The following is a 25,545-nucleotide window of genomic DNA, read 5'->3' on the forward strand; positions in this document are numbered from 1 at the left end:
ACAATACGAACATGAGTATGAGTCCCGCCGCCGTCCTTCCCGCCGCCGAGGAACTGGCCGATCTTCAGGCCAGCGCCGCCGCGGCGGCCCGGCTGATGAAGCTGATGTCCAACGAACAGCGGCTGATCCTGCTGTGCCGCCTGGGCCAGGGCGAGTGTTCCGTGGGCGATCTGGCCGTCCACGTGGGCCTGGCCCAGTCCGCCGCCTCCCAGCACCTGGCCAAGCTGCGCGCCGAAGGCGTGGTGGCCACCAGGCGGGAGGGCCAGACGGTCTATTACCGCCTCGCCGATCCCGCCGCCGTCCGGGTGATCGACACCCTTTGCGAGATCTATCGCGGCGGCGCGCACTGAAAACGCCGGGCGGCGCGAGGCTGCCCGGCGCTTGAACTTGAACTTCCAAGCCGTTCGAAGCGCCCAGGTTTTCGTCCGCCCGTAAGGTGGCCAGGCGACTGGCCTCAGGCCGCCGCCTCCAAGGCCGGCAGCACCCCGTCGAGGGTCAGCAGGGTCACGATGCCGTCGTCGGTCGTCAGCACCCCGCGAACGAAGTCCTCCACGCCCTCTGCGCCGACGTCGGGCGCCTGCTGCAGCATGTTCTCCGACACCGTCAGGATGTCGCAGACCTCGTCCACCAGCAGCCCTACCAGCCGCCCGCCGATATGGGCGACGATCACCACCGAGGAACTGTCCCGGGCGCAGGCCTGCAGCCCCAGCCGCAGGCCCAGGTCGACCACCGGCAGCACGGCGCCGCGAAGGTTGATCATGCCCAGCACGTAGGATGGCGCGTGCGGCAGCGGCGTAGAGGTGGTCCAGCCGCGGATCTCGCGAACCGCCATGATGTCGACGGCGAAATGCTGGCCGCAGATGGCGACCGTGACCAGTTCGGCCCCGGCCGCCGGCAAGGCGGCTTCACTGCCCGCCATCTAGAACTCCTCCCAGCCGTCGGCGGCGGTCTCGACATCGAGCTTGCGCGCCGTGGCCGCGCCCGATCGGGTCACCGCCGTCCGCGGCGCCGGCGCCGGAGCCCGCCGCGCGGCGCGCACCGCCGGCGCGCCGCCGCCCTGCGCCCGGTTCAGGCCCAGCCGGAATTCGCCCATCAGCCGCGCCAGCTCTTCGCCCTCCTGGGCCAGGGCGTGGCTGGCCGCGGTCGATTCCTCGACCATGGCGGCGTTCTGCTGGGTCATCTGGTCCATCTGGTTGACGGCCGTGTTGACCTGCTGCAGCCCCGTCGCCTGCTCCTGGGCGCTGGCGGCGATCTCGGTGACGAGTTCGGTGATCTGGGCCACCTGGCCGACGATCCGTTCCAGGGCCTCGCCGGTTTCGCCCACCAGCTTCACGCCCTGGCCGACCTGTTCGGTAGAGGCGTTGATCAGGGCCTTGATCTCCTTGGCGGCCTCGGCCGAGCGCTGGGCCAGCGCCCGCACCTCGGAGGCCACCACCGCAAAGCCGCGGCCGGCCTCTCCCGCCCGCGCCGCCTCGACCCCCGCGTTCAGGGCCAGAAGGTTGGTCTGGAAGGCGATCTCGTCGATCACCCCGATGATCTGGCTGATCTGCTTGGCCGACTGCTCGATCTCGCCCATGGCGGTCACGGCGTTGCGCACCACCGCGCCCGAGGCGTCGGCGTCGGCCCGGGCCGAGGTCACCGCGTTCTGGGCCTGGCGGGCGCCCTCGGCGGTGCGCCGCACGGTCGCCGTGATCTCGTCCAGCGCCGCGGCCGTCTCCTCCAGGCTCGCCGCCTGCTGTTCTGTGCGATGCGAGAGGTCGTCGGCCGCCGAGCTGATCTCGCCGGTGCCCGACTGGATGCCGCCGGCGGTGGCGTAGATCGTCTTCATCACCTCCTGCAGCCTGGTCATCGCCTGGTTGAAGTCGGTCTGCAGCTTGCGGTACTCGCCGGAGAGTTCAGCCTCGATCCGATAGGTCAGGTCGCCCGCCGCCAGCGCCGAGAGGCCGCTGGCCACTTCGCTCACCGCCTGTTCCTGGCGCGCCTGGGAGGCGGCCCGCTCGGCCTCGTTGCGCGCCCGCTCCTCTTCGATCGCGGTCACGTCGGTGGCGAACTTGACCACCTTGTAGGGCTTGCCGGACTTGTCGAAGAGCGGGTTGTAGGAGGCCTGGATCCAGACCTCGCGACCGCCCTTGCCCACCCGCATGAACTTCTCGGCGACGAACTTGCCGTCATTGAGCGTACGCCAGAAATCCCTGTACTCGCTGCTCTGCGCGAAGGCCGGGGGCACGAACATCGAATGGTTGCGGCCAACCACCTCGTCGGCGGTGTAGCCCAGCGTCTTCAGGAAGTTCTCGTTGGCGTTGACGATGGTGCCGTCGAGCTTGAATTCGATCACGGCCTGGGAGCGGTGGATGGCCGCCACCGTGGCCTCCAGTTCCATCAGCTTGTCGTCGCCAGCCGCCGCCCGGGCCCTGCCAAACAGTCCTGCCACCTTGAGATCCCCTCGTAAGAGCTAGGGCGCGAACAACATCCGCGGCGACTAAGCCTTGACATGCGCAGGGGCGGCTCCAGTTGGCCGATACTTCACCCGCGCGAGATCAGGGCTCAAATGATCGGATGAACCGCCCTCTGAACTCGCAAGAGAACGCGTCAGCTTTGGTCAACAAATGCCTAATTCGGAGATCGACGTTACCCGAGTTGGGTATATCTTTCGGGCGCAACCAGACGATGAGCCGGCAATGTACTCATCTTCCGGCTGCTATAACTGCGTCAATTCACATCCGCCAAGATATGGCGCGGGGCGCGCCACCACCTATGGTGCGCCTGGGAAAAAATTACAGCCGATGTGAATTTTCTACTCGGATGGCGTCCTGGCCGACCTCAACGCCGCCGGAACTCATGCCCCCGAAGGCGGCGCGACTACTCGCCTCGGCCGAGTCGATCCTTGGCGCGGGCGACCAGCGCCTGCACCCTGGCCACGTCCTCGCCCTCCAGGGCCAGGTCGTCGGCCGCGGCGTGGGCGAACAGGTCCTGGGCTTCCACCGAGGCGGCGATCAGCTCGAGCGCGGCCTCCTCGTCGGCCGCCGGCCAGCGGGACAGGTCCGCCCCCAGTTCCTCAAGCCGCGCCTTGAACTCCGCGATATCCATGCCAGACGCTCTTCTGCTTCCGGATCTTCTGCCTGATGGTCTCGCGGCCCCTTTTGAGCAGCGATCGCACCGATTGTTCGCTCGACCCGAGCCGCAGGGCGATGTCGCCGACGCCCAGGTCCTCGAAGTAGAACAACTCCATCGCCGTCCGCTGGTTGGCCGGCAGCCGGGCGACCAGGCCCCGCAGCCGCTCGCCGGCGTCCTGCGCCTCCAGCGCCGCCTCCTGGCCCGGCGACGGCGCCGCCGCCGCGCGGTCGGCGATGGCGACGATCACCTCCTCGGGCGCCGGCTCGGCCCGCCGCCGGCGGCGATGGTCGATCGCCTTGTTCACCGCCACCCGGTGCAGCCAGGTGGAGAACCGCGCCGCCCCCGGCGTCCAGTGCTCCCGCCCGCGCCAGACCGCCACGAAAGTCTCCTGCGCCACGTCCTCGGCCTCGTGGGAATCGCCCACGATGTTCGAGGCCAGCCGCAGCACCATGCGCATGTGCCGCTCGATCAGCCGCCCGAAGGCGGCCTCGTCGCCGGCGCGCGCCAGTTGAAACAGCGTTTCGTCGGAAGAGTCCTGAGCCAACTCGCTCATGTCGCCAGCACCGTCTGCGATTGTCTGCTGCAGACTTCGCAAGATGCGGACCAGACAATTCTGACTCTTCCGCAGAAAACTCGAGTCTTACATCACGCTTTACTGTGTTACGGGATCTTTTCTTTTCCTGAGCTCCACGCACATCGGCTGCAACGTGTCTATCACGCCCTGCACCGATTCTGATACGTTCGAAGCCTTGAGGACACGATTGATGGCCAGATGCAGGCGCCGATAGAAACGCCGAAGCGCCGCCCCGCCCTCTCCGGCGGCCGCGAAGTCGAGAACTGCGTCCAGCGAAACCAGGATCCGCCGGGCCGCGTCGGTGTGGCGGCACATTTGATCCAGCGCCCCTTGCTCATAGGCCGATTTTGCCGCCCTCAGGCGGCTCAGCATCTCCTCGTGAACGGCGCTCAGCACGTCCGCCGGATGGGTGTTCAGCTGCGCCGAGGCGCGGTAGGCCGAGAAGGCCCGGGCGTGGGGCGTGGGGCTAGCTGTCATCGCTGGAGTTCCCGTTGAGGATGGCTTCGATCTGCTGCTGCAGCAGTTGGGCGGCGGAGACCTCGGTCTCCATCGCCGCGTACTTGGCGATCAGTTTCTCGCGGTAGCTCTCCGCGTCGGTCCGGATCCTGTCGGCGCGGTCGGCGAGCTGGGTGTCGAGCTCGGTCAGGCTGTCGATCTGATCCTGGATCAGCCCGCCCGAGGTGTCGGCGTAGGCGGCCGCCAGGTTGACGACCTGGTCGGCGAAGCCGGGCGTGATGGCGATGTCGATCGAGACGTCGGCCGTGGCGGTCAGGGCGAACGACAGCCCCTCGTAGATCGTACCCTCCGCCCCGACGATCCGGTTGCCCGAGACGGTGAACAGCCCGTCCTGGCCGTCGACCGTGGCGCCGGTGATGACGCCGTCCTCGCCGACCGTCACGTCCAGCGTGAAGTCGTAGGCCCGGGTGGTGTCATTCTTCAGCAGCTTCAGGCGGCTGTCGGACGCCTCGTACGAGGTCTCGAAGAAGCTCTCCAGGTCGCCGAGGTTCGACAGAAGGGCGTTGTCCAGCGCCGTCTCGTCCGTCAGTTCCAGGTAGTTGCCGGAATCGAAGGTGATCCCGAGGTCGCTCAGGTCGTCGAACTCGCCGGCGGCCGAGGCGCTGGCGCCGGTCAGGACCGACGACAGGGCCCGCGTCAGGCTGCGCAGCAGGGTGTCGGCGAACAGCACGGCGTCGTCCGCCACCACCCCCTCCCCGTCCACCGTCTGCTGGGTGACCACGAAGTCGCGCAGGGCGTTGTAGGCGTCGATGAAGTCGGTGATCGCCGTCTTCACCGCTTCGTAGTCGGCCTCGACGTCCAGGGTGATGCCGGCGCCCTGCGCCGTGGTCGACAGCAGCGAGATGCTGAGCCCGTCCACCACGTCGGTGAGCTCGTTGGAGTCTGAGGTGACCTCGACCCCGTCGATGATCACGATCGCCGGCTGGGCCGCCTGCAACACCTGGGAAAAGCCGCCGCTCCCGTCCGTCAGGCCGATGGCGGCCAGCACGTCGTCGCCGCTGACGGCCGACGCGTTGATCTCGGTGTTCGTGTCCGCCGCCGAAAGCACCAGCTGATAGCTTCCCGAGGAGACCTGGATCAGCGTCGCGTTCACCCCGGTCTCTTCGGAAACCGCCGCGATCGCCTCGGCGAGGTCCGCCAGCGTCATGTCGGCGGTCACCTCGATCTCGACGGACGCCTCGCCGGTCCCCACGGCGAACACGCCCGACATCCCGAGCGCGGTCGTCTTGTCCTGCGCTGTGGCGGCGACCTTCATCGCCTTGGCGAGCTGCTCCACCTCGATCGCATAGGAGGCCGCCGCCGCCTCGGCGTCGGCGCTCACGGCGATCACGGAGGTCGCGTCCGATCCGTCCGAAGCCGTCAGATAGGCCTGCTTCTCGTCGAAGCTGTTGGACGCCCCGAGCGCGCTGTAGGCCGGGGCGGCCAGGCCCGACAGCGCCTCGCCGATGTCCGACAGCAGGCCCTGCAGCGTCTCGTAGGCGGCGATCTTCGCCTCGTTGGCGTCGATCTTGGCGTCGATCGTGTCGGCGCGGGTGGTCTTCTGGGCGACGGCCGCCTCGATCAGGGCGTCCGTGTCCAGGCCCGAGGCCGTCGAGGAGATGTAGCTCGTCGTTCCGGACGTCACGACGGAAGAGGTGGTGGTCATCGCTCCGGCCCCGGCAAAGGGCGGCGGGGAGGATCGCGCCTCCCCGCCCAGTGAAGGGCCGCGGCGCCCTGAACGCCGCGGCCCGCAGACGCGGCGCTACTGAAGAAGCTTCAGCAGCGACTGGTTCATGGAGTTGGCTTGGCCCAGCGCCGCGATGGCCGCGCTCGTCAGCGTCTGCACGTTGACGAAGTTGGTCTGCTCGGCGGCGATGTCCACGTCGGAGATCGCCGACTTGGCCGCTTCCAGGTTCTCCAGCGAAGTGTCGATGACGTCGCCGCGGTACTCGAACCGCGACAGCAGCGCCCCCACGTTGGCCCGCGCCTCGGACACCGCCGTGATGGCTGAATCGAGGTCGGCCATGGCGGTCGCCGCGGCCGAGGCCGAGGTGACGCTGGTGCCGTCGACGCCGAGCGTGGTGGCGTCGGCGCCATCCAGGTGGATCGACAGCGTGTCCGCGCTGTCGGTGCCGACCAGGAAGGCCACGCCGGCTGACGCCGAATAGGCGTCGGCGCCGTCCAACAGCTTGACGCCGTTGAAGTTGGCGGAGCCGGCGATGTCGTCGATCTCCTCCAGGAGCTGCTGATATTCAGCGTCGATGTAGGAGAGGTCGTCCGTGCTCGCCGTACCCGATTGGGCCTGGGCGGTCAGGGACTTCATCCGCTGAAGGATCTCGCTGATGTTCGACAGGGCGCCATCGGCGGTGTTCAGCACGGCGGTGCCGTTCTGGACGTTGGTCGCAGCCTGGGTCAGCACCGCGATGTCCGAGGCCATGGTCGTCGCGATGGCCAGGCCAGAGGCGTCGTCCTTGGCGCTCGTTATCCGCGAGCCGCTGGAGAGTTTCGCCAGGGACTCGCTCTGGGCCGTGGAGTTGATCTCCAGATAGCGCAGGGCCGAATTCGCGGCGAGGTTGGTCGAGATGACTGGCATGTTCTGATTCCGGTGTCTCTCAGGCGCCCGGCCGGGGACATCCTGGCCGGGGAAGCGAGGCCGGACTTCTGCGCGGCCGGGCTTCGTCAGGGTCAAACGGAGCCGGCGCGCCGGATGGGGCGGAAAATCGTCGGGCCGCGGCGCAAAAAAACTCCGCCCCATCTCCAGCCACCCCCTCGTTGAACGGGTGATCGGCGCCCTCCGCGCGCCGCCAGGATCACCGCGAGGGGCAAATGTCCGAAATCTCCGCCGCCACGAGCACGGCCGCGACCACCGCCACGACGTCCTCTTCCTCGGTGACGTCCAGCTTCGACAGCACCGAATTCCTCGGCCTGCTCATGACCCAGCTCACCAACCAGAACCCGCTGGATCCCACCGACCCCACCGAGTTCACGAGCCAGATCGTCTCCTACGCGAGCCTCGAGCAGCAGCTCAACACCAACGCCCAGCTCGAGAGCATGTCCTCGACCCTGTCGTCGATCCTGACGCAGGTGTCCCAGCTCGTCTCCGAAGAAGCGGCCTGAGCGGAGCGCGCGTCATGAGCCTGTCCTCCGCCCTCTCCTCTGCGGTTTCCGGCCTTTCCGCCCAGGGCGTGGCCCTGTCGGCGATCTCCGAGAACATCGCCAACTCCTCGACCACCGCCTACAAGACCAAGGAGACCAGCTTCCAGACCCTGCTGACCGGCTACTCGTCCTCGTCCAGCTCCAGCAGCGGCGTGGTCGCCAAGGCCATGCAGGCCATGGCCGCCAACGGCACGGTCACCTCCACGAGCGAAAGCACCAACCTGGCGATCACCGGCGCCGGCTTCTTCGTCGTGGCCGCCGACACCGCCGACCAGGCCGCCGCCTACGCCTACACCCGCGACGGCAGCTTCTCGGCCGACGCCGACGGCTATCTCGTCAACGACCAGGGCTACTATCTCCTGGGCTTCCCCACCGACGCGGACGGAAACATCACCGCGGCCAACACCTCCACCCTGACCAGCCTGGAGCCGATCAACGTCGATTCCATCAGCGGGGCGGCCAAGGCGACCACCACCGTGTCCATGTCGGCCAACCTGCCGGCCGACGCCGAGGTCGGCGACAGCTTCGCCTCGAGCATGGAGGTGATCGACAGCCTGGGGGTCAGCCACACCGTCAACCAGACCTGGACCAAGACGGCCGCCAACACCTGGACCCTGTCCCTGGACGATCCGTTCGCCACCGCCGGCGGCGATTCCGCCGTGGCCAGCGGCACGATCAGCCCCGCCACGGTCGACGTCACCTTCGACACCGACGGGGTGCTCGCCTCCACCAGCCCCTCGCCGGTCGAGCTGACCATCGGCGGCTTCACCACCGGGGCGGCGGACAACACCTTCACCCTCGACCTCGGCGAGGTCGGCGGCACCGACGGCCTCACGCAGAAGGCCTCCACCACCACCCCCGCCACCATCGAGAACACCCAGGTCGAGCAGGACGGCGCCCGCTACGGCCAGCTTTCCGGCCTGAGCATCGACTCCGACGGCCTGGTGACCGCCAGCTTCGACAACGGCCTCAGCGTGGCCATCGCCCGCATCCCGATCGCCACCTTCTCCAATCCGTCGGGGCTCACCCAGATCTCCGGCACCATCTACGACGAGAATCAGGCCGCCGGCCGCGTCACCCTGTCCATGCCCGGCTCGTCCGGCGCCGGCAGCCTCACGGCCAGCGCCCTGGAGGGCTCGACCACCGACACGGCCACCGAATTCAACAAGATGATCATCGCCCAGCAGGCCTATTCGGCCGCCTCCCAGGTGGTGAGCACGGTGGGCGACATGTTCGACACCCTCATCCAGGCGGTGCGGTGAGGCCATGGGCAAGATCGAAGTGCTCGCCGAGCGCGCGGCGCGGCGGCGCCGGCGCGCCGAGGTTCCCCTGATCGCTACCCCGGAGGAGGCCCGGGCGGTCGCCCGCGAGGTGGTCGAGCGCCTGTCCGCGGTCTCCGGCGACGAACGGCTGCTGCTGCTCGCCGCCCTGGGCGACCTCAGCCGCGGACTGTCGGATCGGCTGCAGCACCTGCAGCGGGAGATGGCCGCCGACCGGGCCGCCATCCTGGCGCTCAACAGCGGGCTTCAGGCCTGCGGCGGTTACGCCCGCGCCGCCCGGCGGGACTAGCGCCGTGTCGCTCACCTCGATCATCTCCTCGGCCTCGGCGGCGCTCACCAAGACCCAGGTCGCGATCGCGGTGTCCAACACCAACGTCGCCAACGCCGGCGACGCCTCCAACAGCCGCAAGACCTGGTCGGCCTCGGCCAACACCTCCGTGCTCGCCCTGTCCGAGGGCCAGATCGCGCGGACCACCAACGCCTATCTGTCCAGGACCGCCATCGCCAAGGCCGCCGAGTCCGGCTACGCGGGCGTGGTCGACCAGCACCTTCAGTCCTACGACGCGGCGCTCGGCTCGGCGGACGGCGGCGACGACGTCGCAAGTCTGCTGGACGCCTTCGACGCCGCCCTCGCCAGCCTTGCGGCCTCGCCCACCAGCAGCGCCGAAAAGGCTTCCGTCGTCGCCGCCCTGGACGATCTCGTCTCCGGGATCGGCGAGCTCTCGGACGAGATCCAGGCCCTGCGCACCGAGGCCAACCGCTCGATCGCCGACACCGTCGACGCGATCAACGCGGCGCTCTCGACGGTCGCCGATCTGAACGACCAGATCGCCCAGGGTGCGGCCACCGGCGGCGACGTCTCGGGCCTGGAGGACCAGCGCGACGCGGCGCTCGGCGAGCTCTCCGGCCTGATGGGGGTCAGCTACTACACCACCGCCGACAACCGGGTGGTTGTCTATGCGCCCAGCGGCGACCTGCTGGTCGGCTCCACAGCCGCCAGCCTGTCCTACGCCGCGTCGTCGACCCTCGACGCGGCCTCGGCCTACCCCGCCGACATCTCCGGCGTCTATCTGAACGGAAAGGACATGACCACCTCGCTCTCCGGCGGCGAACTCGGCGGCCTGATCGCATTGCGCGACGAGATCCTCCCGGCCGAGCAGGCCAGCCTCGACGCCCTCGCCGCCGACCTGATCGACCAGGTCAACACCATCGCCAATCAGGGAACCGCCTGGCCGGCGCCCAACGTCCTGACCAGCACGACCGCCGTCTCCGCCGGCGACGCCTTCAGCGCGTCCGGCTCGGTGCGGGTGGCGGTGCTCTCCGCCGACGGGACGGTCGTCTCCACCCAGGACCTCGACCTGTCGGCCTACGCCACCATGGCCGATCTGGTCGCCGCCCTGGACGGCGTCGATGGTCTCAGCGCCGCCATTTCCGCCGACGGCGAGCTGGTGCTCTCCGCCGACGACCCGTCCGCCGGCGTCGCCCTCGGCGCCCTCGACGGCGCGGTCGGCGCGGACGGCGAGGGCTTCTCCGCCTTCTTCGGCTTCAACGACCTGCTCACCGGCTCGAGCGCCGCCGACATCGCCGTTTCCGGCGCTCTCGGGAGCGACGCCTCGCGCCTGCCCGTGGGCGCTCTGTCCGACGAGACCGCCCTGGCCGCGGGCGACATCGGCCTCGCCTCGGGCGACCTCGCCACGCTCACCGCCCTTACTGCGGCCCTCCAAGGCGACAGCCTGAGCGGGGCCGCCACCCGCTTCGTCTCCGGCGCGGCGACCCTGGTCTCCAGCGCCGCGGCCGACGCCGAGAGCGCCCAGAGCGCCTACGACTACGCCCTGTCGCGCCTGCAGAACGAGACCGCGGTCAACCTCGACGAGGAGCTGGCGCTCCTCGCCCAATACCAGACCCAGTACGAGGCCAACGCCCAGATGATCTCCATGGCGCGCGAGCTGTTCGACGCCCTGGTCTCGATGGTGAGCTGAAGCCATGTCGGTCACCCGCATCGCCACCTTCGCCCACACCCAGAGCATGGTCTCCGCCAGCCTGAAGCTGCAGGCCCAGATGGCCAAGGTGCAGGAGCAGGAGGCTTCGGGCCTGAAGTCGACCTCCCTGGGCGGCCTCGGCACGGACGCCGCGCGCCTGCTGCGCCTGCAGTCGCAGTCCACCCGCCTGGCCGCCGAGAACGCCTCGGCGAGCGACGCCCTGAGCTTCGCCGAGGCCGCCTACGCCGCCATCGGCGACATATCCGACCTGGCCACCGGAATCCTGGCTCAGCTCGCCGCCCTCAACAGCGGCTCGGCCGAGGACGCCGACCTCGTCGCCTCCTACGCCAGCCAGTGGTTGGAGGACCTGGGCTCGATGCTCAACGCCGACCTTGGCGGCGTCTCGCTGTTCGCCGGCGAGGCGCTGGACCGCGCGGCGGTGGACTTCTCCGACGCCGACTACGATCCCACCCTGGATCCCGACGCCGCCGACTTCGCCTACTACCAGGGCTCCGATGAGGCGCGGACCTGGACCTCGGCGGACGGAACCGAGATCCCGATTTCCGTCAGCGCCGGCGACCCTGCGTTCGAGAAGCTGGCCCGGGCCCTGTCGCTGCTGGCGGCCTCGCCCGACGATGCGGCCACCTCGACGAAGGCCTATGACCTGGTGCAGGAGGCGGTCTCGGAGATCGGCGTGCTGCAGGAGACCGTTTCGGGCCGCGCCAGCGCCCTGCAGGACCGCGTCGACCGCAACACCGCCAAGATCGACATCCTCGACGGCCTGGCCGCGGACCTCAACGGCGTGGACCTGGCCGAGGCCGCGGTGCTGGTGGTCCAGCAGCAAACCCAGCTCGAGGCCCTCTACTCCACCATCTCCACCCTCTCGTCCCTTAGCCTGCTCAAGTACCTTTAGGGCGGAGCCGCAAGCTGACATGATCCGGGTCAAGGACGCCCGCGTCGGCGCCTCTACCTTGCGCATGGAGGCTCCCCATGAAACACGCCGTCATCGTCGCCCATCCGAAGGAAGACAGCCTGACCCTGGCGATCGCCAGGCGCTACGCCGCCGCCGTCCAGGCGCTCGGCCACAAGGCCGTCATCCGCGACCTCTACCGGCTGGACTTCGATCCGCGCCTGAAGGCCTCCGAACTCCCCGGCGCTCCCGGGTTCGGCCCGGCGCCCGATGTCGTCGCCGAGCGCGAGGCGATCGCCGACGCCCAGGTGTTCGCCTTCGTCTATCCCTTCTGGTTCAACGCCCCGCCGGCGATCCTGAAGGGCTACGTAGACCGCGTGTTCAGCATGGGTTTCGGCTACGAGCCGGTGTTCGGCGGCACCAGCAGCCTGCTCGATGGCCGGCGCCTGATCAGCTTCACCACCTCGGGCGCCCCCGAACGCTGGGTGCATTCCACCGGCGCCTACGAGGCGCTGATGACCCTGTTCGATCGCCACCTGGCCGCCGTCTGCGGGATGACCGTCGTGGATCACGTGCACGAGGGGGGCGTCGTGCCCGACATGACCGCCGAGTCGTTCGACGCGATCATGGCCCGCGTCGAGGCCACGGCGACCCAGCGGTTCTCGGCCGGCGCCGCCTCCGGATAACTACTTAGCGGGGTTCCACTTAAGCGTTCGGCCCGAATTTCTCGTCCGGGCCGAGGGGCCTAGGCATAGCGGGACAGCACCGGAGGTTCACCCCCATGTCCCTGGCCTACCCCCTGCAATCGTCCGCCGCCCGCCACGCCCGCGAAACCTGCGCCGACGCCATCGAGCGCCTGGGCCTGCGGATGAGCTTCGCCAAGGACGAGGAGATCTACGCCCAGGACGAGGAAGCCGACCTGATCTACCGCGTCGTCTCCGGCGTGGTGCGCACCTCGCGCCTGATGAGCGACGGCCGCCGGCAGGTGGGCGACTTCTACTATCCGGGCGACATCTTCGGCCTGGAGCCCGGCGACGAGCACCGCTACAGCGCCGAAGCCCTCAGCGACTGCGTGGTCCTGGTGCTCAAGCAGTCGGCCCTGCGCACCCAGTCCGACGACGAGGCTCTGGCCCGCGTGATCTGGGAAGCCACCGCCCGCGAGCTGGAACGCGCCCAGGAGCACGTCATGCTGCTCGGCCGCAAGAGCGCCTTCGAGAAGGTCGCCAGCTTCCTGTCCGACATCACCCGCCGCGGCCAGGGCCACGACGGCGACCTGCCGATGAGCCGGCAGGACATCGCCGACTACCTCGGCCTCACCATCGAGACCGTCTCGCGCACCATCTCCAAGCTGCAGAGCGCGGCGATCATCGAGTTCGAGGGCTGCCGCCACTTCCGCGTTCGCAACGACGCCGCCCTCGCCCGCCTGGCCGAATAGGCCGACGCCGCAAGCCGAGGGAGGCTCCGATGACCTACAGGACCGTCCTGACCCACGCCCAGCCCGAGGCCGAGGCGGCGCCCCGCCTGAAGTGCGCCGCCGAGGTGGCGGCCGATTTCGGGGCCCACCTGATCGGCCTGGGCGCCGAGGCCCTGCCCCCGCTCGGCTTCGCCGATCCCTACGGCTTCGCCAGCGGCGAGATGATCGTGGCCATGCGCTCGGCGATGGAGGTCAACCGCACCGCCGCCGAGGCCGCGTTCCGCGCCGCCGCCGGCAGCCTCTCCAGCGAGTGGCGGATTTCCCAGGACCTGCCGACCTCGGCCATGTGCCGCGCCGCCCGCGCGGCCGACCTCCTGGTGACGGGCGGCGCCCCGCGCGAGGCTCGCGACCTCTACCGCATCGTCGATTCCGGTGAACTGGCCATCAAGGCCGGCCGCCCGGTGCTGGTCGCCCCGCCCCACGGCGGTCGGCTGAGCGCCAAGGGCGTGGTGGTGGCCTGGAAGGACACCCGCGAAGCCCGCCGCGCCCTGGCCGACGCCATGCCCTTCCTGACCCGCGCCGAGCGCGTGACGGTTCTCGCCGCCACGACCGAGCTCGACAAGGCGCCGATCGAGTTCCAGGTGAAGGATGTCGCCGACGCCCTCTCCCGCCACGGCGTCAACGCCCGGCCGAAGGTGGTCGAGCCCGCGCACGAGGACGAGGTCTGCGGCGAGATCCTCTCCGAGGCGGTGGCCATCGACGCCGACCTGATCGTCGCCGGCGCCTACGGTCACAGCCGCCTGCAGGAATGGGTCCTGGGCGGCGTCACCCGCGACCTGGTGAACACCGCCGACCGTTTCGTGCTCCTCAGCCACTGAGGAGCGTTTTCCTCCCCGACTTCCATCCCCGCCCCTCCGGGCGGGGTTTCTTTTTCAGGGCGCCGGGGGGGATCAGCACGGCGGCGCCGGCGAAAGCGCCGGCCCGCAGGTCCGCCAGGGCGGAGTCGGCGTCCTTCAGCTCGTAGAGCTTCACCTGCGGCCGCACCCCCGCCGCCGCGGCCAGCGGCAGGTACTCCCGAGCGTCGCGCCGCGTCAGGTTCGCCACCGAGACCACCCTGCGCTCCTCCCAGAGCAGGCTGTAGGGGAAGCTCGGAATGTCGCTCATGTGGATGCCGCCGCACACCACCGTTCCGCCCTTGCGCACGGCCTTCAGCGCGGCGGGGACCAGCGCCCCCACCGGAGCGAAGATGATCGCCGCGTCCAGCGGCTCCGGCGGCGCCTCGTCCGAGCCGCCGGCCCAGACGCAGCCCAGCTCCCGCGCCAGCCCCTGCGCTGCGCCGTCGCCGGCCCGGGTGAAGGCGAACACCGCCTGGCCCTGGTGGATGGCGAGCTGCGCCAGAAGGTGCGCCGCCGCACCGAAGCCATAGAGCCCGAGCCGGCGCACGGGCCGGGCCTCCTCGGCCATTCGCCAGGCGCGATAGCCGATCAGGCCCGCGCACATCAGCGGCGCGGCCTCGGCGTCGGTGAGCCCCTCGGGCGCGGGAAACACGAAGTCCGCCCGGGCGACGACGGTGTCCGCATAGCCGCCGTCGCGGGTCCAGCCGGTGAAGCCGGGGTGGTCGCAGAGGTTCTCGGCCCCCTCGCGGCAGTAGGCGCAGGCGCCGCAGGTCTCCCCCAGCCAGGGCACGCCGACCCGGGCGCCGAGCTCGTGCCCGTCGACCCCCGGGCCCAGCGCGTCCACCACCCCGATGATCTCGTGCCCCGGCACGATGGGCGAGCGCCGCGGCGCCAGCTCCCCGTCCAGGATGTGCAGGTCCGTGCGGCAGACGCCGCAGGCCCTCACCCGCAGCCGCACCTCGCCCGGCCCCGGCGTCGGGTCGGCGCGCCGCTCGCCCCGCAGGGGCCGGCCCGGCGCGTCCAGGCACATGGCGAACATCCTGCTCTCCTCCGCATTCCTTTGTCGTCGATCAGGACTATAGGCTTCCCTGGCGTCCGCCGCTTTTGCGTTGGATCATGGCGGCGAACGGCCTGCGTCGACTTCTGTCCCCTCCTCCCAGGAACACGCCGATGACGACCCGCAACTTCCACGCCCTGTTCGAACCGCGCGCCATCGCCCTCATCGGCGCCAGCAACACCCCCGGCTCTGTGGGCGAGGTCCTGGCGCGCAACCTCCTGGAAAGCGGCTTCTCCGGGCCCGTGCTGCCGGTCAATCCGCACGCCAAGGCGGTCCGCTCGGCCCTGGCCTACGCGTCGGTCGCCGATCTGCCCGTCACGCCCGACCTGGCGGTGATCGCCACCCCGGCGCCCACCGTCCCCGGCATCGTCGCCGAGCTCGGCCGGCGCGGCTGCCGGGCCGCGGTCGTCATCAGCGCCGGCTTCTCGGACGGCGGCCTTCGCCAGGACCTGCTGGACGCGGCGCGCCCGCACCTGCTGCGGGTGGTCGGCCCCAACTGCCTCGGCTTCATCTCGCCGGCGCGGGGCATCAACGCCAGCTTCTCCCAGCTCACCCCGCGCCCGGGCGACATCGCCCTGGTCGCCCAGTCCGGCGCCATCGCCACCGCGGCCCTCGACTGGGCCCACGCCCGCGGCTTCGGCTTCTCCCACGTCGTCACCCTGGGCGACATGGCCGACGTCGATTTCGGCGACGTGCTCGACTACCTGGCCCTGGACCGCGCCACCAAGGCCATCGTGCTCTACGTCGAGAGCATCTACGACGCGCGCAAGTTCATGACCGCGGGCCGCATCGCCGCCCGCGCCAAGCCGGTGGTGGTCATCAAGTCCGGCCGCAGCGCGGCGGGGGCCAAGGCCGCCTTCTCCCACACCGGGGCCCTGGCCGGGTCCGACGCGGTCTACGACGCGGCGATCCGCCGGGCCGGGATGCTGCGGGTCACCGAGCTGCGCGAGCTGTTCGACGCGGTGAACACCCTGGGCGCCGGCGCCTGGGTCCGCGGCGAGCGCCTGGCGATCCTGACCAACGGCGGCGGCGCCGGGGTCATGGCCGTCGACGCCCTGGCCGGGCATGGCGGGCGCCTCGCCGACCTCGCGCCCGAGACGCTGGAGGCGCTCGACGCCGTCCTGCCCGCGACATGGTCGCACGCCAACCCCGTCGACATCATCGGCGACGCCCCGCCCGAACGCTACGCCGCCGCCCTGGAGGCCGTGCTCGCCGACCGCGGCGCCGAGGCCCTCCTGATTCTCAACTGCCCGACCGCCGTCGCCGACAGCCTGGAAGCCGCCCAGGCGGTGGTCCGGGTGCTGGAAAATCGCCCCAAGGGCCGCGTGCGCCGGCCGATCCTGACCTGCTGGCTCGGCGAGACCTCCGCCGCGCCGGCCCGCAAGCTATTGATCGAACGAGGATTTCCAAGCCACGAGACGCCGGACGAGGCGGTCCGCGCCTTCATGCACATGGTCGATCACCACCGCAACCAGGAGCTGCTGCTGCAGACCCCGCCGGCCAGCCCGCAGGCGGCCGACCGCAAGGCCGCGCGGCGGATCATCGATGCGGTGCTGGTCGAGGAGCGCGACACCCTGACCGCCCTCGAGGCCGAGGCCCTGCTGGCCGCCTACGGCGTGCCGGTGGTCCGCAACGCCGTCGCCGCCACGCCGAAGGAGGCGGCCGCCCTGGCCGCCACCATGGAGGGGCCCTTCGCCCTGAAGATCCGCTCGGCCGACATCAGCCACAAGTCCGACGTCGGCGGGGTGGTCCTGGGCCTGGCCGACCCCGCGGCCGTGGAGACCGCCGCCGAGGCGATGCTGGAGCGCGTGGGCCAGGCCCTGCCCCAGGCCCGGCTCGAGGGCTTCCTGATCCAGCCCATGGCCGAGCGGCCGCACGCCCGCGAGCTGATCGCAGGCCTGGCGGTGGACCCCACCTTCGGCCCCGTGGTCCTCTTCGGCGCTGGCGGCATCGCCGTGGAGGTCGCCGCCGACCGCTCCGTCGGTCTGCCGCCGCTCAACCGGGTCCTCGCCCGCGAGATGATCTCCCGCACCCGGGTGTCGCGGATGCTGCGCGCCTTCCGCGACCGCGGCGCCGTCGACGAGGACACCGTCGCCGAAGTGCTCGAGCGCCTGTCGATGATGGCCATCGAGATCCCCGAGATCGCCGAGCTCGACATCAACCCCCTGCTCGCCGACGAGAACGGCGTCCTGGCGCTCGACGCGCGGGTCCGCCTGGCCGCGCCAAGCGCCCGCTTCGCCATCCGCCCCTATCCGGCCGGACTGGAAAGCGAGCTTACCCTGGAGTCCGGCGAACGGCTGGTGATCCGGCCCATCCGTCCCCAGGACGCCCCGCTCCTGGAGCACCTGGTGGCCAACACCTCGGCCGAGGACGTGCGCCTGCGCTTCCACGGCGGGCTTCGCACCCTGCCCAACGCCCTGGCGGCCCGCCTCAGCCAGATCGACTACGACCGCGAACTGGCCATGGTCGCGGTCGACCAGGAGGGGGCGATCGTCGGCGTCTCGCGCCTGATCGCCGATCCCGAGGGCGAGGCCGCCGAATTCGCCTTGCTCGTCCGCACGGATCATCAGAAGCAGGGACTGGGCCGTGCGCTTCTCGGCAATATCGTCGACTACGCGCGCTCGCGCGGCCTGCGGCGCGTATGGGGCGATGTCATGAGCGACAACGAACGGATGCTGTCCCTGACGGACGCCCTGGGCTTCCGCCGGGAGCTGTCCGAGGACTTCCGGCTGGTGCGGGTGGCCGTGCCCCTGGAGCGGGAGATGGCCGCGTCGTGACGGCGTCCCCCCCGGACCAGCTGTTCCCAGAGGGCAAGCGCGCCCGTTCGCGCTTTCGCGGCTACGGCGTGGCCCTCGCGGCCACCGCCGCGGCGGCCCTGGTCCAGCTCCTGGTGGCGGCCTGGCTGGGCGAGGCGCCGCTGTATGTCTTCTTCATTCCCGCGGTGTTCGCCGCCTCGACCTGGGGCGGCCTGGGCCCGGGCCTGATCGCCGCCATGATCGGCGCGGCGTTCAGCCTTTGGACCGGCGGCGCCGGCGTGCTCTCCCAGCCCGTGGACGCCGTCCGGATCGCCGTCTATGCGGTCCTGGGCCTGGTCATGCCGATCGTCGGCGAGCGGGCTCTGCGCTCGGCCGCCCGGGTGGCCAACCTCCTGGACCACCTGCGCTCGCGCGAAGCGCACCTGCAGCTCATCCTCGACACCGTGCCCGACGCGATGATCGTCATCGACGAACGCGGCGTGATGCAGTCCTTCAGCGCCGCGGCCGAGCGCATGTTCGGCTGGCGCACCGACGAGGTGATCGGACGCAACGTCAGCATGCTGATGCCGTCGCCCTACCGCGAGGCCCACGACGGCTATCTCGACCGCTATCTGGAGACCGGCGTGCGGCGGATCATCGGCATCGGCCGGGTGGTGGTGGGCGAGCGGCGCGACGGCTCGACCTTCCCGATGGAGCTGGCGGTGGGCGAGCTGCGATCGGCCGATCACCGCTACTTCACCGGTTTCCTGCGCGACCTGTCCGAGCGCCAGGAGACCGAGCGGCGCATGCAGGACCTGCAGTCCGAACTGGTCCACGTCTCCCGCCTGACGGCGATGGGGGAGATGGCCTCGGCCCTGGCGCACGAGCTCAACCAGCCCCTGTCGGCCATCGCCAACTACATGAAGGGCAGCGTGCGCATCCTCGATCAGGCCCAGCCCGACGTGGGCAAGGTCCGCGCCGCCCTCGCCAGCGCCGGGGAACAGGCCCTGCGCGCCGGCCAGATCATCCGCCGCCTTCGCGACTTCGTCGCCAAGGGCGAGACCGAGCGGCGCATCGAGAGCCTGCCCCAGCTCATCGAGGAGGCCAGCGCCCTGGCCATGGTCGGCGCCAAGGAGCACGGCGTGCGCCTGCGCTTCGCCATCGACCCCGCGATCGACCGGGTGCTGGCCGACAAGGTGCAGATCCAGCAGGTGCTCCTCAACCTGCTGCGCAACGCCATCGACGCCATGGAGGAGGCGCCCCGCCGCGACCTGCTGGTCACCGCGACCCCCGTCGCCGACGACATGGTCGAGGTGGCCGTCGCCGACACCGGTCCCGGGATCAGCGATAAAATCGCCGAACAGCTCTTCCAGCCCTTCATCACCACCAAGCAACGCGGTATGGGCGTAGGACTTTCGATCTCGCGCACGATCATCGAAGCCCACGGGGGGCGCATCTGGGTCGAGGCGAATGAAGGCGGCGGCGCGGTGTTCCGGTTCACCCTCCGCGCCGTGCCCAAGGGGGAACTTGCGGCCAGTGACTGATCCGGTGGTGTACGTCATCGACGACGACGAGGCGATGCGCGAGTCCATCGCCTTCCTGCTCGACACCGCGGACCTTGGCGTTCGCACCTACGAATCTGCCACCGCCTTCCTGGAAGAGGCTGGGAGCCTGACCAGCGGCTGCATCGTCACCGACGTGCGCATGCCCGAGATGAGCGGGCTCGACCTGATTCAGCGTCTGAAGGACCGTAGCGTCGCCCTGCCGGTGATCGTCATCACCGGCCACGGCGACGTGCCCCTGGCGGTCCAGGCCATGAAGGCCGGCGTCGTGGACTTCCTGGAAAAGCCGTTCGACGACGAGGCCCTGCTCGGCTCGATCCGGGCGGCCCTGGCGGGCCCCACCGCCAAGGTCGGCGACGACGGCGAGGCGCGCCGCCTGGAGGCCCTGATCGGCGCCCTGTCCCCCCGCGAGCACGAGGTGCTCCTGGGCGTCGTCGCCGGCAAGGCCAACAAGGTGATCGCCCAGGACCTCGGCATCAGCCCGCGCACCGTCGAGGTCTACCGGGCCAACGTCATGACGAAGACGGGCGCCGCCAGCCTCTCCGAGCTCGTCCGCATGGCCCTTCTGGCGGGCGTGCGCGTCGGCTGAGCGATTGCGCTGGATCAAAGCGGCGGGTGCGGGCGGCCCCTATTCATCGTCCAATGCTGCAACCCTACACCCCGCGCCCGACCGTCGTGCTCGTCGATGACGACGCCGCCCTGCGTACGGCCCTCACCTTTTCCCTGGAGCTGGACGGCTACCAGGTCGAGGCCTGCGAAAGCGGCGAGGAACTGCTGCGCACGATCCTGCCGATCACCGACGCCTGCCTGGTGCTCGACTACAATCTCGACGGCATGAACGGCCTTGCGGCGTTGGCCGAACTGCGCGGCCGGGGCGTGAACCTGCCCGCCCTCTTGATCACCAGCCACCCGCGGCCGGCCGTGCGCCAGGCCGCCGCCGACATGCGGGCCAAGATCGTCGAGAAGCCGCTGCTGGGCGATGCGCTGATCGCCGAGATCCGCGCGGCCCTCGACCCCCATCCGGCCTAGCCCGCGACCGCGCCCAGCGCCTCCAGCCGGCGCAGCCAGCCCGCGCGCGTCTGCTCGCTGGCCGTCTCCACGCCGCCGATCACCGTGCTGTGGATCGGCTTGATGCCGCTGATCCACAGCAGGCCCCGGGTCAGGCTCTTCAGGCCGTAGCCGCCGAAGATCAGCCGGAAGGCCGCCGCCGGCATGCCCATCGTCACCACGATGCGCGCCGACTTGCCCTTCAGCAGCCCCTGCGGCCCCTGGCCCGAGGCGCTGCTCAGCGCCACGCCGTAGCGGAACACCTGCTCGAGAAACCCCTTCAGCAGTCCCGGCGGGCCGCCGATCCACAGGGGAAAGATGATCACCAGGTGGTTGGCCCACTTCAGCGCCGTCTGCGCCTCGGCGATCACCGGCGGCGCAGGGCCCATGAAGTCCTCCTGCGAGCGGATCAGCGGGAAGTCCAGCCGGCCCACGTCCAGCCGGCGCACCTCATGCCCCGCCCGGTGGGCGCCGCGTACATAGGCCTCGGCCAGGGCCGAGCACAGCCGCTCCGACCGGGCGTCCGGGTGGCCGTTGATCACTAGGATCCGATCGACCATCAGAGCGCCTTGGAATGCCGCTGGGCCTGGGGCGCGAAATAGGCGTCGAACGCCGCGCAGATCGAGCGCACGAGCAGGCGCCCGGTCTCGGTGACCGTCAGCTTCGCTCCGTCGATCCTCAGGAGGCCGTCCGCCACGAACGGCGCCAGCCGGCCGACCTCGTCCTGCAGGGCGCGCCAGTCGCGTCCATGGCGGGCGCTCACCGCGGCCAGGTCGACCCCCATGTCGCACATCAGCCGCTCGATGATCTCGCCGCGCCAGCGGTCCTCGTCGGTCAGGGCCACGCCGCGCGCGATCGGCGATTCGCCCGCGCCCACGGCCTTGCGCCAGGCCAGCTCCTGGGCGTGGTTCTGGACGAAGCCCTGCGGCAGGGAGCTGATCGCCGAGGCGCCGAAGCCCAGCAGGGTCGCGGCCGCGTCCACCGTATAGCCCTGGAAGTTCCGCTTCAGCCGCTTCTGCGCGTGGGCCACGGCCAGTTCGTCGCTCTCCAGGGCGAAGTGGTCCAGGCCGATCCGCACATAGCCCTCGCGGGCCAGCAGCTCGGCGGCGGCCTCGCTCTGTTCGAGCCGCTCGGCCGGGCCCGGAAGGGCCGCCTCGTCGATGAGCTGCTGATGCGACTTCATCCAGGGGACGTGGGCGTAGCCGAACAGGGCGATCCGCTCGGGGCGCAGGCTCACCACCTGGTGGATCGTCGACAGCGTGTTGGCCGTGGTCTGGTGCGGCAGGCCGTACATCAGGTCCAGGTTGATCGAGGCGACGCCCGCCGCGCGCAGCCAGCCGACGCAGCGGGCGATGTCCTCGAACCGCTCCTCGCGGTTCACCGCCTGCTGCACCCGCGGCGACAGGTTTTGCACCCCGAGGCTCGCGCGGTTCAGCCCGTGGAAGGCGGCGGCCTTGACCCAGGCTTCCGTCAGCACCGCCGGGTCCAGCTCGGCGGCGATCTCGGCGTCGGCCTCCAGCCGGAAGAGGTGGCGCAACGCCTCGAACAGAACCCGCAGGTCGTCGATCCCCAGCATGTTGGGCGTGCCCCCGCCCAGGTGCAGGGCGCTCGCCCTGAGCCGGCCCGGCAGGATCGGCTCCACCAGGGCCAGTTCCTGGACCAGCAGCGCCACATAGTCGCTGACGGCGTCGGCGCGGTTCACCGCCCGGGTGTTGCAGCCGCAGTACCAGCACAGCCGCGCGCACATCGGGATGTGCGCATAGAGCGAAACGGCCTCGTCGGTCGGCAGCTCGCTCAGCCAGCGCTGATAGGTCCGGGCGTCCACCTGCGGGGTGAACTGCACCGCCGTCGGGTAGCTGGTGTAGCGCGGCGCTCGGCCGTCGTACTTGTCGACCAGCGCCATCAAGGCGGTCGTATGCGGGTTGAGCGAGGCGGCGACGGACAAGGGCTGGCTCCAGAGTTTAAGCCAGTCTCCGCAGCGCGAAGGCGCGCGCCGTGATTCAGATCAAACCGGCGGCGCCGCCTCCCCCGCCACATGCACCCTGACGCCTGCGCCGGCCAGGGCTTCGGCCGCTGCGGGCGGCGGCGGGCGATCCACCACGAGGTCGTGCGCCTGATCCAGCCTGGCCATGAGGACGACGCCGGAGCGATCGAACTTGCTGGCGTCGGCCACCATCACCACGCGACGCGCCGCGCCGAGCAGGGCGCGCTTGAAGCCGGCTTCGTCGACATGGAAGTCCAGGAAGCCGCGTTGGGGATCGATCGCCCCGACCGACAGGAAGGCGATGTCGGGCACGAAGCTCTGGGCCGCGGCGATCGCTTCGGCGCCGTAGGCGGCGCGGTGGTCCACGTTCACCTCCCCGCCGGCGAAGAACAGGCGGTTGTTGTTGCGCCCGAGCACCTCGCGCGCCACCTCCAGAGAGTTGGTCACCACGGTCAGGCCGGTGGGGCGGGTCATCGCCCTGGCCGTCCAGTAGGTCGTGCTGCCGGAATCCATCAGCACCGTCATCCCGTCCTCGACCAGCGCCACGGCCGCGGCCGCGACGCGCCGCTTGGCCTCGGCGTTTTCGATCATGCGGAACTGGTAGGGGGCCTCGAACATGTTGTCCGGCAGACGCACGCCGCCGTGCACCTTGTAGACGCGCCCGCCCTTCTCAAGGCGGCGCACGTCGCGCCGGATCGTCTCCTCCGAGACGGCGAAGCGCTGGGCCAGTTCGCCGATCCCGCACCCGCCTCTGGTCTGCAGCAGGTCGAGGATCTCGGCCAGCCGATCTGCTTGTGTCATGTCCTCGCGCTGCGCTCCCTGATTGCGCGCGCTCTAGCCTAGCGGCGCGTGGCTCACAACACACCTCGAGACGAAACCCACATAATCCCACATAATTTATAGCCACTCCATCATATTGTCACACGACTGTCGTGCGCCCCCGGTACGCGGTCGCTCCGGTCTGGAGAGGCGATGTGAAGGAGAGCGCGATGAACAAGTGGATGATGGGGGCGGCCGTGGCGGCCCTGAGCCTGGCCGGCGCGCAGGCGCGGGCCGAAACCGCGGCGGACGCGGGGGACGCCACCGGAACGTCCGTGGAGGAACTGGTCGTCACCGGGGCCAAGGAGACCTACGCCAGTTCGGTGGTGCTGGAGCCGATGATCGAGCGGCAGTCGGCGCTGTCCAGCGTGAACGACGTGCTGAACGAACTTCCCGGCGTCCTGGTCACCGAGGGCGACACGTTCGGCTCGAGCGACTGGGCCACCTCGATCACCATGCGCGGCTTCGTCACCAACCGCGACACCCAGCAAATCGGCACGACGATCGACGGCCTGCCCAACGGCGGCTCCGGCTACGGCGGCGGCTCGCGGGCCAACCGCTATATCGACGTCATGGACCTGAAGACCGTCGAGGTGTCCCAGGGCACGGCGGACATCGGTTCACGCTCCAACGAAGCCCTCGGCGGCACGCTGAACTACCTCACCAACGACCCCGAACGCGAGCAGCGCGTGCGGGTGATGGCGGCCGGCGGCGACTACGACGCGCGCAAGTTCTACGTCCGCGTGGACACCGGCGAGATCGCGCCGGACACCTACGCCTGGATCAGCGCGTCCTCGTCGCGCAACAGCGACTGGATCGACGGTTCGGGCAAGACCACGCGCGACCACGCCGCGGCCAAGATCGTCAGCCGCATCGCCGGCGTCGACCTGACCGGCTACCTGTCCTACGACGACGCCGACGAGTCCGAATACAGCAGCATCTCCCCCGAGCAGTTCGCCGAGAATTCCGGCTGGGACCGCCTCACCGGGACCTGGACCGGGACCCCCTACATCGACCAGGCCTACCGCTCCGGCTCGCGGGCCTTGCGCGACAACACCTTCGCCTACCTCCGCGCGAAGTTCGACGTGGCCGAGGTCAAGGTCACGCTGACCGGCTACGGTCACATGATGAACGGCCGGGGCGACTGGCTGCCGCCTTACCTCGTCGACGTGACCAACAACGGCGCGGGCCCCAACACCGAGTTCCTGAGCGGCACCGCGATCACCGGCGGCTCGGCGCTCGGCAAGATCTATTTCGTCACCCCGACCGGGGCCACGGCGACGATGATCGCCGGCTGCACCGGCACGAACGGGATCCCCGCCGAATACGACCCGTCCTGCTATGCGTCCAACTCGCTGGCCGTTCAGTCCTATCGGCACACCCACTATCGAAACCGCCGCTACGGGGCGACGGCCGACTTCGAATGGGCGCACGTCTTCGGCGAGGTCGAGAACACCCTGCGCGGCGGCCTTTGGCTGGAGCACGGTGAAGCCAACGCCACCCGCGACTGGCACAGGCTGATCGACACCCGGATCGGCTACGCCTTCGACGACACCCCGTACTGGATCCAGTACTCCACCGACTACGAGACCAACGAGACGCTCTACTATCTCGAGGACGTGGCCACCTTCGGCCCGCTCACGGCGCGGTTCGGGGTCAAGCAGTTCTTCATCGACCAGAGCCGCCAGGGCCTGCTGGACAACAACACCAGCACCTCGCTGGACAGCCAGTCCGATCCGCTGATCTCGGCGGGGCTGGCCTACGACACGCCGGTCGAGGGCCTCAGCCTGTTCACCGGCTTCTCGCAGAACTTCGCCGCGGTCCCGCGCGGGGTGCTGGACGAGACCGATCCTGTGGCGTTGAGCCTGGTGCACAACGAGACCGCCGACAACGTCGAGCTGGGCGCGCGCCTGTCCCGCGGTCCCCTGGCCGCGAGCCTGACCCTCTACAGCATCAAGTTCGACAACCGGATCGTCTACGTGCCGTCGGGCTTCGTCACCGGCATCGACTATCTGTCGGAGGTGGACGGGGTCTATCAGAACCTCGGCGGGGTCGAGAGCAAGGGCTTCGAGGCCTCGGCCTCCTATGCCTTCGCCAACGGCCTTAGCCTGTCGGGCGCCTATACCTACAACGACGCCACCTATCTGGGCAGCGGCGACGCCGCGCGCGACGCCGAGCTGGGGATCGTCGAGGGCGCCCAGGTGGCCGGCTCGCCCAAACACATGCTGGTGTCCTCGCTCGACTGGCGCGGCGACATCTGGAAGGCGGGCGTGTCGGCCAAGTACATTGGCGAGCGCTTCCTGGACAAGGCCGGCGCGGTGGAGGCCGACAGCGTCACCCTCACCAACGCCTACGTCGGCGTCGCGGCCGAGGCGATCACCCCCCTGCTCAAGGGCTTCGACCTGACGCTGACGGTGAACAACCTGACCGACGAGAGCTATCTCGCCGGCGCCGATGGCTCCACCGCTTTCATCGGCGCGCCGCGCACGGTGACGATCTCGCTGACGGCGGACTTCTGATCCG

Annotated in this window: 25 protein-coding genes; 14 read left to right on the forward strand and 11 right to left on the reverse strand. The window is 70.1% G+C overall.

What is annotated here, in order from left to right:
• Positions 1 to 11 precede the first annotated feature (11 nt).
• Positions 12 to 350, forward strand: coding sequence for an ArsR/SmtB family transcription factor (locus ACK4YQ_RS10920; RefSeq protein ID WP_409611254.1), 339 nt, complete (start codon positions 12 to 14; stop codon positions 348 to 350).
• 104 nt (positions 351 to 454) lie between these two features.
• Here the strand turns inward: ACK4YQ_RS10920 and ACK4YQ_RS10925 are convergent, their stop codons facing one another.
• The 7 genes from ACK4YQ_RS10925 to ACK4YQ_RS10955 form a co-directional block, all read right to left on the reverse strand.
• Positions 455 to 919 carry a chemotaxis protein CheW gene (locus tag ACK4YQ_RS10925; RefSeq protein WP_409611256.1) on the reverse strand — a complete coding sequence of 155 codons (465 nt, stop codon included), beginning with the start codon at positions 917 to 919 and terminating at the stop codon, positions 455 to 457.
• A complete protein-coding gene (locus tag ACK4YQ_RS10930) occupies positions 920 to 2,380 on the reverse strand; it encodes a methyl-accepting chemotaxis protein (RefSeq protein WP_409611328.1) in 1,461 nt (486 codons plus the stop codon).
• 479 nt (positions 2,381 to 2,859) lie between these two features.
• Positions 2,860 to 3,087: a hypothetical protein gene (locus tag ACK4YQ_RS10935; protein WP_409611258.1), complete on the reverse strand. Its 228-nt coding sequence runs from the start codon at positions 3,085 to 3,087 to the stop codon at positions 2,860 to 2,862.
• Positions 3,056 to 3,667, reverse strand: coding sequence for an RNA polymerase sigma factor (locus ACK4YQ_RS10940; protein ID WP_409611260.1), 612 nt, complete (start codon positions 3,665 to 3,667; stop codon positions 3,056 to 3,058). Before ACK4YQ_RS10940 ends, ACK4YQ_RS10935 begins: the two co-directional genes overlap by 32 nt.
• 99 nt (positions 3,668 to 3,766) lie before the next feature.
• Positions 3,767 to 4,165, reverse strand: coding sequence for a flagellar protein FliS (locus ACK4YQ_RS10945; RefSeq protein ID WP_409611262.1), 399 nt, complete (start codon positions 4,163 to 4,165; stop codon positions 3,767 to 3,769).
• On the reverse strand, positions 4,155 to 5,849 hold the full coding sequence (gene fliD, locus ACK4YQ_RS10950; protein ID WP_409611264.1) for a flagellar filament capping protein FliD: 1,695 nt from the start codon (positions 5,847 to 5,849) through the stop codon (positions 4,155 to 4,157). The genes ACK4YQ_RS10945 and fliD overlap by 11 nt, the downstream gene beginning before the upstream one ends.
• A gap of 96 nt (positions 5,850 to 5,945) precedes the next feature.
• Positions 5,946 to 6,776, reverse strand: a complete 831-nt coding sequence (locus tag ACK4YQ_RS10955; protein WP_409611266.1) for a flagellin — start codon at positions 6,774 to 6,776, stop codon at positions 5,946 to 5,948.
• Between the two features lie 233 nt (positions 6,777 to 7,009).
• On the opposite strand from ACK4YQ_RS10955, the gene ACK4YQ_RS10960 reads away from it, so the two are divergent.
• The 8 genes from ACK4YQ_RS10960 (at position 7,010) to ACK4YQ_RS10995 (ending at position 13,800) form a co-directional block, all read left to right on the forward strand.
• Positions 7,010 to 7,300, forward strand: coding sequence for a flagellar hook capping FlgD N-terminal domain-containing protein (locus ACK4YQ_RS10960; RefSeq protein ID WP_409611268.1), 291 nt, complete (start codon positions 7,010 to 7,012; stop codon positions 7,298 to 7,300).
• A 14-nt stretch (positions 7,301 to 7,314) separates the two neighbouring features.
• Positions 7,315 to 8,601, forward strand: coding sequence for a flagellar hook protein FlgE (flgE, locus tag ACK4YQ_RS10965; protein WP_409611270.1), 1,287 nt, complete (start codon positions 7,315 to 7,317; stop codon positions 8,599 to 8,601).
• A 4-nt stretch (positions 8,602 to 8,605) separates the two neighbouring features.
• Positions 8,606 to 8,908 carry a hypothetical protein gene (locus ACK4YQ_RS10970; protein ID WP_409611272.1) on the forward strand — a complete coding sequence of 101 codons (303 nt, stop codon included), beginning with the start codon at positions 8,606 to 8,608 and terminating at the stop codon, positions 8,906 to 8,908.
• 4 nt (positions 8,909 to 8,912) lie between these two features.
• On the forward strand, positions 8,913 to 10,598 hold the full coding sequence (gene flgK, locus ACK4YQ_RS10975) for a flagellar hook-associated protein FlgK (RefSeq protein ID WP_409611274.1): 1,686 nt from the start codon (positions 8,913 to 8,915) through the stop codon (positions 10,596 to 10,598).
• 4 nt (positions 10,599 to 10,602) lie between these two features.
• Positions 10,603 to 11,511: a flagellin gene (locus tag ACK4YQ_RS10980; RefSeq protein ID WP_409611276.1), complete on the forward strand. Its 909-nt coding sequence runs from the start codon at positions 10,603 to 10,605 to the stop codon at positions 11,509 to 11,511.
• Positions 11,512 to 11,588: 77 nt separating this feature from the next.
• Complete coding sequence (locus tag ACK4YQ_RS10985) at positions 11,589 to 12,194, forward strand: NAD(P)H-dependent oxidoreductase (RefSeq protein WP_409611278.1); 606 nt, start codon at positions 11,589 to 11,591, stop codon at positions 12,192 to 12,194.
• Between the two features lie 95 nt (positions 12,195 to 12,289).
• Positions 12,290 to 12,943, forward strand: coding sequence for a helix-turn-helix domain-containing protein (locus tag ACK4YQ_RS10990; protein WP_409611280.1), 654 nt, complete (start codon positions 12,290 to 12,292; stop codon positions 12,941 to 12,943).
• Positions 12,944 to 12,972: 29 nt separating this feature from the next.
• Positions 12,973 to 13,800: a universal stress protein gene (locus ACK4YQ_RS10995; RefSeq protein ID WP_409611282.1), complete on the forward strand. Its 828-nt coding sequence runs from the start codon at positions 12,973 to 12,975 to the stop codon at positions 13,798 to 13,800.
• On the opposite strand, the gene ACK4YQ_RS11000 is transcribed toward ACK4YQ_RS10995, so the two are convergent.
• Positions 13,790 to 14,857 carry a zinc-dependent alcohol dehydrogenase family protein gene (locus ACK4YQ_RS11000; protein WP_409611284.1) on the reverse strand — a complete coding sequence of 356 codons (1,068 nt, stop codon included), beginning with the start codon at positions 14,855 to 14,857 and terminating at the stop codon, positions 13,790 to 13,792. The two genes, ACK4YQ_RS10995 and ACK4YQ_RS11000, sit on opposite strands and share 11 nt — an antisense overlap.
• Before the next feature lie 131 nt (positions 14,858 to 14,988).
• Between ACK4YQ_RS11000 and ACK4YQ_RS11005 the strand changes: the two genes are divergently transcribed.
• Genes ACK4YQ_RS11005 through ACK4YQ_RS11020 form a run of 4 tightly spaced genes read left to right on the forward strand, consistent with a single transcriptional unit; the run spans position 14,989 to position 20,201 of the window.
• Positions 14,989 to 17,652 carry a GNAT family N-acetyltransferase gene (locus ACK4YQ_RS11005; RefSeq protein WP_409611286.1) on the forward strand — a complete coding sequence of 888 codons (2,664 nt, stop codon included), beginning with the start codon at positions 14,989 to 14,991 and terminating at the stop codon, positions 17,650 to 17,652.
• Complete coding sequence (locus ACK4YQ_RS11010) at positions 17,649 to 19,154, forward strand: PAS domain S-box protein (protein ID WP_409611288.1); 1,506 nt, start codon at positions 17,649 to 17,651, stop codon at positions 19,152 to 19,154. Before ACK4YQ_RS11005 ends, ACK4YQ_RS11010 begins: the two co-directional genes overlap by 4 nt.
• The gene (gene fixJ / locus ACK4YQ_RS11015) at positions 19,147 to 19,761 is read left to right on the forward strand and encodes a response regulator FixJ (RefSeq protein ID WP_409611330.1); all 615 of its coding nucleotides are present in this window, start codon (positions 19,147 to 19,149) and stop codon (positions 19,759 to 19,761) included. The genes ACK4YQ_RS11010 and fixJ overlap by 8 nt, the downstream gene beginning before the upstream one ends.
• Positions 19,762 to 19,814: 53 nt before the next feature.
• Positions 19,815 to 20,201 carry a response regulator transcription factor gene (locus tag ACK4YQ_RS11020; RefSeq protein ID WP_409611290.1) on the forward strand — a complete coding sequence of 129 codons (387 nt, stop codon included), beginning with the start codon at positions 19,815 to 19,817 and terminating at the stop codon, positions 20,199 to 20,201.
• On the opposite strand, the gene ACK4YQ_RS11025 is transcribed toward ACK4YQ_RS11020, so the two are convergent.
• From ACK4YQ_RS11025 to ACK4YQ_RS11035, 3 genes are read right to left on the reverse strand one after another with little or no spacing between them, the layout of a single operon-like run.
• Positions 20,198 to 20,779, reverse strand: a complete 582-nt coding sequence (locus ACK4YQ_RS11025; protein ID WP_409611292.1) for an NAD(P)H-dependent oxidoreductase — start codon at positions 20,777 to 20,779, stop codon at positions 20,198 to 20,200. The genes ACK4YQ_RS11020 and ACK4YQ_RS11025 overlap by 4 nt on opposite strands.
• The gene (gene hemN, locus ACK4YQ_RS11030; protein WP_409611294.1) at positions 20,779 to 22,164 is read right to left on the reverse strand and encodes an oxygen-independent coproporphyrinogen III oxidase; all 1,386 of its coding nucleotides are present in this window, start codon (positions 22,162 to 22,164) and stop codon (positions 20,779 to 20,781) included. Before hemN ends, ACK4YQ_RS11025 begins: the two co-directional genes overlap by 1 nt.
• Positions 22,165 to 22,224: 60 nt before the next feature.
• Positions 22,225 to 23,004, reverse strand: a complete 780-nt coding sequence (locus ACK4YQ_RS11035) for a DeoR/GlpR family DNA-binding transcription regulator (protein ID WP_409611296.1) — start codon at positions 23,002 to 23,004, stop codon at positions 22,225 to 22,227.
• Between the two features lie 188 nt (positions 23,005 to 23,192).
• Here ACK4YQ_RS11035 and ACK4YQ_RS11040 point away from each other — a divergent pair, with 188 nt between their 5' ends.
• Positions 23,193 to 25,541 (forward strand): TonB-dependent receptor domain-containing protein, encoded by a 2,349-nt coding sequence (locus tag ACK4YQ_RS11040; RefSeq protein ID WP_409611298.1) that lies wholly within the window; start codon positions 23,193 to 23,195, stop codon positions 25,539 to 25,541.
• Positions 25,542 to 25,545: the final 4 nt, after the last annotated feature.

Source organism: Phenylobacterium sp. (assembly GCF_046291545.1).
In the GTDB taxonomy this organism is placed as follows: domain Bacteria; phylum Pseudomonadota; class Alphaproteobacteria; order Caulobacterales; family Caulobacteraceae; genus Phenylobacterium.

Bases quoted from the DNA above. Each gene is read 5' to 3' on its own strand.
- ACK4YQ_RS10920 (WP_409611254.1), top strand. From the start codon at position 12: ATGAGTATGAGTCCCGCCGCCGTCCTTCCCGCCGCCGAGGAACTGGCC.
- ACK4YQ_RS10925 (WP_409611256.1), bottom strand. From the start codon at position 919: ATGGCGGGCAGTGAAGCCGCCTTGCCGGCGGCCGGGGCCGAACTGGTC.
- ACK4YQ_RS10930 (WP_409611328.1), bottom strand. From the start codon at position 2,380: ATGGAACTGGAGGCCACGGTGGCGGCCATCCACCGCTCCCAGGCCGTG.
- ACK4YQ_RS10935 (WP_409611258.1), bottom strand. From the start codon at position 3,087: ATGGATATCGCGGAGTTCAAGGCGCGGCTTGAGGAACTGGGGGCGGAC.
- ACK4YQ_RS10940 (WP_409611260.1), bottom strand. From the start codon at position 3,667: ATGAGCGAGTTGGCTCAGGACTCTTCCGACGAAACGCTGTTTCAACTG.
- ACK4YQ_RS10945 (WP_409611262.1), bottom strand. From the start codon at position 4,165: ATGACAGCTAGCCCCACGCCCCACGCCCGGGCCTTCTCGGCCTACCGC.
- fliD (WP_409611264.1), bottom strand. From the start codon at position 5,849: ATGACCACCACCTCTTCCGTCGTGACGTCCGGAACGACGAGCTACATC.
- ACK4YQ_RS10955 (WP_409611266.1), bottom strand. From the start codon at position 6,776: ATGCCAGTCATCTCGACCAACCTCGCCGCGAATTCGGCCCTGCGCTAT.
- ACK4YQ_RS10960 (WP_409611268.1), top strand. From the start codon at position 7,010: ATGTCCGAAATCTCCGCCGCCACGAGCACGGCCGCGACCACCGCCACG.
- flgE (WP_409611270.1), top strand. From the start codon at position 7,315: ATGAGCCTGTCCTCCGCCCTCTCCTCTGCGGTTTCCGGCCTTTCCGCC.
- ACK4YQ_RS10970 (WP_409611272.1), top strand. From the start codon at position 8,606: ATGGGCAAGATCGAAGTGCTCGCCGAGCGCGCGGCGCGGCGGCGCCGG.
- ACK4YQ_RS10980 (WP_409611276.1), top strand. From the start codon at position 10,603: ATGTCGGTCACCCGCATCGCCACCTTCGCCCACACCCAGAGCATGGTC.
- ACK4YQ_RS10985 (WP_409611278.1), top strand. From the start codon at position 11,589: ATGAAACACGCCGTCATCGTCGCCCATCCGAAGGAAGACAGCCTGACC.
- ACK4YQ_RS10990 (WP_409611280.1), top strand. From the start codon at position 12,290: ATGTCCCTGGCCTACCCCCTGCAATCGTCCGCCGCCCGCCACGCCCGC.
- ACK4YQ_RS10995 (WP_409611282.1), top strand. From the start codon at position 12,973: ATGACCTACAGGACCGTCCTGACCCACGCCCAGCCCGAGGCCGAGGCG.
- ACK4YQ_RS11000 (WP_409611284.1), bottom strand. From the start codon at position 14,857: ATGTTCGCCATGTGCCTGGACGCGCCGGGCCGGCCCCTGCGGGGCGAG.
- ACK4YQ_RS11005 (WP_409611286.1), top strand. From the start codon at position 14,989: ATGACGACCCGCAACTTCCACGCCCTGTTCGAACCGCGCGCCATCGCC.
- ACK4YQ_RS11020 (WP_409611290.1), top strand. From the start codon at position 19,815: ATGCTGCAACCCTACACCCCGCGCCCGACCGTCGTGCTCGTCGATGAC.
- ACK4YQ_RS11025 (WP_409611292.1), bottom strand. From the start codon at position 20,779: ATGGTCGATCGGATCCTAGTGATCAACGGCCACCCGGACGCCCGGTCG.
- ACK4YQ_RS11035 (WP_409611296.1), bottom strand. From the start codon at position 23,004: ATGACACAAGCAGATCGGCTGGCCGAGATCCTCGACCTGCTGCAGACC.
- ACK4YQ_RS11040 (WP_409611298.1), top strand. From the start codon at position 23,193: ATGAACAAGTGGATGATGGGGGCGGCCGTGGCGGCCCTGAGCCTGGCC.